The organism is Alteromonas sp. 14N.309.X.WAT.G.H12 (assembly GCF_036697315.1).
Lineage (GTDB): Bacteria > Pseudomonadota > Gammaproteobacteria > Enterobacterales > Alteromonadaceae > Alteromonas.
Window position 1 is genome coordinate 25756 of sequence record NZ_JBAHZB010000043.1, and the last position, 4804, is coordinate 30559.

Below are 4804 nucleotides of genomic sequence, written 5' to 3' on the forward strand. Positions count from 1 at the left end.
TACTTCGAAGGTGGTGTTAAGCCCATGGATGCCTTTATCACGATGTTAACTACTTTCAGTAGCGTGGGTATTTTAATGGGTATTGGGGCCTGGTCTTTGATGCTCATACTAGGGCTTAGCGCTGCGTTTCGTATGAATATCATTAAGCGCTATAAAGTGAAGTATAAAAATTGGCGTTATTTTCATGGGGGATTAACGGTGGCTTTTGTTGGCTTGGCCATGTGGCATGCTATTGATCTTGGACGGCACACGGCTCTCCCCATGGCGATCTTTTTGGTCATTGTCTGCCTAGTGGGAATAGGGTTACTTGGTCGCCTTTATTGGACAACCGCTGCGCATTCATCAGCGCCGGTGGTACGCCAGTCAGGAGTGAAATCATGAATCAGTCTGATAACAACAATGGACTAAGCCGCCGCACGTTTTTAGGTCTTTCTGGTGGCGTGGTAGGTTTATCTGCGCTGGGATTAAATCATGCTTGGGCGGTTAATAAGGTATTGATTGATCCTAAGGCGATAAAGAACACATCCCATACAACTGATGTGTTGGTTATTGGTGGTGGTATGGCAGGGTTGTTTGCTGCCGTTAAAGCCCATGATGCGGGCGCTAAAACCATGATTGTATCGAAAGGTCGTTTAGGTTCATCGGGCTTAACGCCTTTTGCCAAGGGCTTTTTTGTATTTGATCCCAGCAAAGAAAAAAACAGCATTGATGAGTTTGTGGCAAAAGTGTCCCGCTCAGCATTAGGAACCAATAACCCCGTATATACCCGTCAGGTGGCTGAACACTCTTTGGCTAGAGCTAAAGAGTTAGAACAGTGGGGCTTCTTTGACCAGACACTAGCCAATCGTCCCTTTATGACGCCGATTAACGAGCGCAAAATTCCCTTGCTCGAACGCATTGTAATTACACATCTTATTAAAGACGAAGGGCGTATTGCCGGCGCTGCTGGCTTTAGCTTAGACGCAGAGCAAACCGTTACCATTACGGCGAAAACAGTCATTTTATGTACTGGTGCAGGTGGCTTTAAACCTAATGGCTTTCCGGTGTGTGATCTAACCCATGACGGAACCATTATGGCCTATGAGATTGGGGCAAAGGTGACTGGCAAAGAATGGAATGACGGCCATACAAGCAGAAGCTCCCACCCTGCGGCATGTTTTGACAACTGGGGAGACATGTTTACGCAGATCCCCAGTACCACCGGGGTGGAGGTACATCATGATTTAGGCGTCGACTTAAACTATCAGGCCTATATGAAAGGAAATCCCATCAACGGTGGTCCAGGCGGCCCGCCGGGATCAGATGACAGTACACTGGTGAGCGGTGGTCCGCAAACACCGGACGAGTTTAAACGTACAGGTCGGCCAGGTCCTCCCCAAGGTAATCGTAACGGCAAGGGACCATCGGGGCCGCCACCGCAAGGAGGGCCCGGCCCAGATTTTAAAGGAGGACCTGGAGGCGGACCAGGTGGAGCGCCGGGAGGCCCTCCCGGAGGCGGGATGAGTGGTTATACCCTAGGCGGTGCGTCTGCGGGTATGGCAATTCATAAATCGGAAGGACTGGTGCCAATTGATGATCGTTGTGCTTCGAATATACCTGGGTTATATGCCGCCGGTGATGCCCTAGGCAGTTACATGGCGGGGGGAATTTATACGCAAATAGGCTCATCGTTAGCGGGATCGGCGGTGCAGGGGGCTATCGCTGGCGAAGCCGCCGCACAGTATGCTGAGACGACAAAACTACCGGCATTGAATGATGGACGCTGGCAACAGATCACAGAAGATATATTAGCGCCACTAAAACGAGAAGCGGGTTACGGGCCTGCCTGGGTAACACAAACGCTACAGGGGATCATGATCCCGAATTTTGTACTTTATATTAAAAAAGAAAGCATGTTGAAGGCCGCTTTAGCCTATATCGAAGAGTTACGTGACCATCATATGCCGTTATTAAGGGCGGCGGATATGCACGAGCTGCGCTTAGTCAATGAAACGAAAAATATGATTATCAGCGCGGAAATGAAATTAAAAGCGTCCTTGATGCGCAAAGAAAGCCGCGCCAGTCATTACCGGCTGGATTATCCGGATATGGATGAGGAGAACTGGCGCGCGTGGATCAATATTTATAAAGGTTCCGATGGCAGCATGCAGCTGGAGAAACAAGCCTTTGACGCTTGGCCTGCCTGACAAGGTTTGTTGTCCGTTTTTGTCGCTGGAAAATAGTAAGGCGCGTCTGTGTTTAGCCGCGCCTTATTTTATTTAGCAGCCCACACATCAATGTAAATATTATGTCAGTATTCTTTACATTACTGATTCTTTTTTAAACTCGATAGAAAGCGTATTTCCTCTAATAGATTGATAAATCTATAAATATTCCTTTTGGCTTAAAGATTGCTAATTCTCGCTGACGAATGCAAAAGTGAAGTGAGCATCGGATGCTTCAGTTGGGTGAAGCAACTTTTCATACATATAAGGAAATCGAGTTATGATTAAAACAAAAAAATTAGCGTTGGCCAGTGTTGTATTAAGTGCAATGCTAGGTACCACCACGGCCACAGCCGCACCGGTATTTATGCAAGGCGATTACCTTTGGACTCAAGTGTCTGATGACGGCACCTTAGGTGATTATACTAACTCACCTGGATTGATTCATGATCCAACTGGAACGGGAACATTTGATACCGCGACAGGTGATTATTTAAGTCCTGGAATTCCGTTTGAGGGGTTTGGGGTCTCTGCCGATCAATTTAGTACAGTAGGGAATCGTAACTCTTCCAGTGATAGTGTCAGTCAAGTGTCTATTACTGATCTAAGTGGCGGAACTTTCGACAACCATGTCCGTTGGGTAGGTACAGCAGATAACGGCATGTTTGATATTGTTCATGATTTTTTCTTCAATGATTCCGATGAAAATGTGAACATTAGCACTGTCATTACAGCAACAACGGATTTAACTGGCGTGTCCTTTTCACGGGCTATCGATCCGGACCCAGATAACTATTCAGGGGGATCTGCGGCGACCAATAACGAACGTGGATTAGATTTAAACAATGATGGCGATTACGACGATGCCGGTGAACTCTCTCAAAGTGATTTCATCAGTGCCTCTGGCGTAATAAGTGGCCTTACCATTGGTATGTTTAGTGATAGTGCCTATACCCATAATACTGGGATTGTGGGTGATTGCTGTAGTGTCATCGATCCGGCTAGTTATTTGTCTGGCGGTGATTATGCGGCGGTGGCGTTTGGCTATGATTCATCTGCTGACAATGGGATAGGTCTTGGGTTTGAGATTGGTGACTTGACTGCAGGTGAATCGGTTTCAATCAGTTATGCCTATGTATTTGGTGATACTGTGGGTACAGTCGATATCCCAGATGATCCAACGACATCAGTACCATTACCCGCGAGTGTTTTTATGTTCGGCATGGGCCTAATGGGATTAGGTGCAATGAACTTGCGTAAGCGTTTTGCTAAGTAAGTTATTTTCTATTGCTATTCTGTGCACTGACTATTGAGTGAAAGCGCGATAGTCAGTGCTAGAATTATTGCTTGGTTAGTATTTCTAAAGTGATTTCAGCGCCCAGTTAAGCCGTTAATATGCGGGCCATTCCTGTTCATCAATCACGCCATGAGTCATTAATCGTGCTCTTAGATCCCTGATAGTTTGTGTTAACTCATCCCGAATTAAGCGAATTGCCGGAGAAATTAATTGTCTGCTTGGCAGCACTAACCACATTTCGGTTAGCGCAATGTGGTATTCTGGCATGAGTCTTTTAAGCCTTCCGGCCAATAAATCTTGTGCTACATCCACTGACACAGGGGCAAGTAACGCTCTACATTCGCACCGATTCCCAGTATCAGGTGTACTAGCGTATCAAGACTCCCCTAACGGTGGCGGTCCGCTAGGGGATCGTTAAAACGTGATAGGTATTTTCTTGTTAGCGAATACCTTGGCTAACGCAGCAGCGATAACGCCTGTTTACCGGACATTCCCGGTTCGATACCTAATTGACGGGCCGCTTTAGAAACCCGTACCACTGGCCTTTTCAACATGTCGTCATGGGTTTTTACCCCAGAGACAATGGCGCACGCTTCCCCAGTCTTGTCGCAGGTTTCAACATCAATATAAGCACAAGCCAATATGCCCTTGCTCCCCTGAACTGTCAGTAAGGGCAGGTGTAACTCAATGCGTTCCCGCTTCAGGTCGCCCCACTCAAACGCTGCGCCATGGGCCTCGATGGCCAATACAAGAAGGCCGAAGGCTAGGCCAATCATTTTATTCATTTGCACACTCCTGAGTCATCTTTCATCAAACCGTAAGGATATAAGCAGAATTAATGCCATATATTGGCTAAGTGTGGAAAGAGGCTCTGTTAATGCCGAGTTCATTTAAGGCGTGAAATGGGAGTGTAAGTTTATGTAAAGATTTGTAAGACATGTCTTACAAATGCGTGAGAAATCAGAGTCATTTTTCCGAGGCTTTTACCTTGCTAAAGGATAAAACCACTGTTTATAAAGGTTTTTTTATAATCCTCTTAGTGTATAAATAAAAAAATGGAATTTTTTTTTAAAATGTATGTCGCGAGGATTTGGAAGGTGGGTATTATTAACCCTGTCACAAGGAAACACGACGAGTCAGGAAGACGCCAGGGATGAACGGGGACAACCAAAGGAACGGATTACTTTTTTAAAGGATGAAAAAGTACTTAGGGATAAAGGAAAAGGGAGTACGGCCAGGTAGGCTGTTAGGGACAACTTCAGGATGAAGATTACCGCGAGGATTGCGGTTTAAAGGACTTAGG

General features: G+C 46.2%; 5 protein-coding genes. 3 read left to right on the forward strand and 2 right to left on the reverse strand.

The window, feature by feature from the left end; all coding sequences use genetic code 11:
• The 3 genes from V5298_RS12140 to V5298_RS12150 all read left to right on the forward strand — a co-directional run.
• Positions 1 to 381 (forward strand): hypothetical protein (locus tag V5298_RS12140; protein WP_416351176.1); only part of this gene is annotated, 381 nt, incomplete at its 5' end.
• Positions 378 to 2186: an FAD-binding protein gene (locus V5298_RS12145; protein ID WP_332931714.1), complete on the forward strand. Its 1809-nt coding sequence runs from the start codon at positions 378 to 380 to the stop codon at positions 2184 to 2186. The genes V5298_RS12140 and V5298_RS12145, both read left to right, overlap by 4 nt.
• Before the next feature lie 298 nt (positions 2187 to 2484).
• On the forward strand, positions 2485 to 3480 hold the full coding sequence (locus V5298_RS12150) for a VPLPA-CTERM sorting domain-containing protein (RefSeq protein ID WP_332931715.1): 996 nt from the start codon (positions 2485 to 2487) through the stop codon (positions 3478 to 3480).
• A gap of 114 nt (positions 3481 to 3594) precedes the next feature.
• Here the strand turns inward: V5298_RS12150 and V5298_RS12155 are convergent, their stop codons facing one another.
• Both V5298_RS12155 and V5298_RS12160 read right to left on the reverse strand, forming a co-directional pair.
• Positions 3595 to 3768, reverse strand: coding sequence for a hypothetical protein (locus V5298_RS12155; protein WP_416351177.1), 174 nt, complete (start codon positions 3766 to 3768; stop codon positions 3595 to 3597).
• Positions 3769 to 3956: 188 nt separating this feature from the next.
• The gene (locus V5298_RS12160; protein ID WP_332931716.1) at positions 3957 to 4286 is read right to left on the reverse strand and encodes a YunC family protein; all 330 of its coding nucleotides are present in this window, start codon (positions 4284 to 4286) and stop codon (positions 3957 to 3959) included.
• Positions 4287 to 4804 lie beyond the last annotated feature (518 nt).

What these genes read in the sequence shown, in the direction of transcription:
- V5298_RS12150 (WP_332931715.1), top strand. Translation starts at nt 2,485, where the DNA reads ATGATTAAAACAAAAAAATTAGCGTTGGCCAGTGTTGTATTAAGTGCA.
- V5298_RS12155 (WP_416351177.1), bottom strand. Translation starts at nt 3,768, where the DNA reads ATGCCAGAATACCACATTGCGCTAACCGAAATGTGGTTAGTGCTGCCA.
- V5298_RS12145 (WP_332931714.1), top strand. Translation starts at nt 378, where the DNA reads ATGAATCAGTCTGATAACAACAATGGACTAAGCCGCCGCACGTTTTTA.
- V5298_RS12160 (WP_332931716.1), bottom strand. Translation starts at nt 4,286, where the DNA reads ATGAATAAAATGATTGGCCTAGCCTTCGGCCTTCTTGTATTGGCCATC.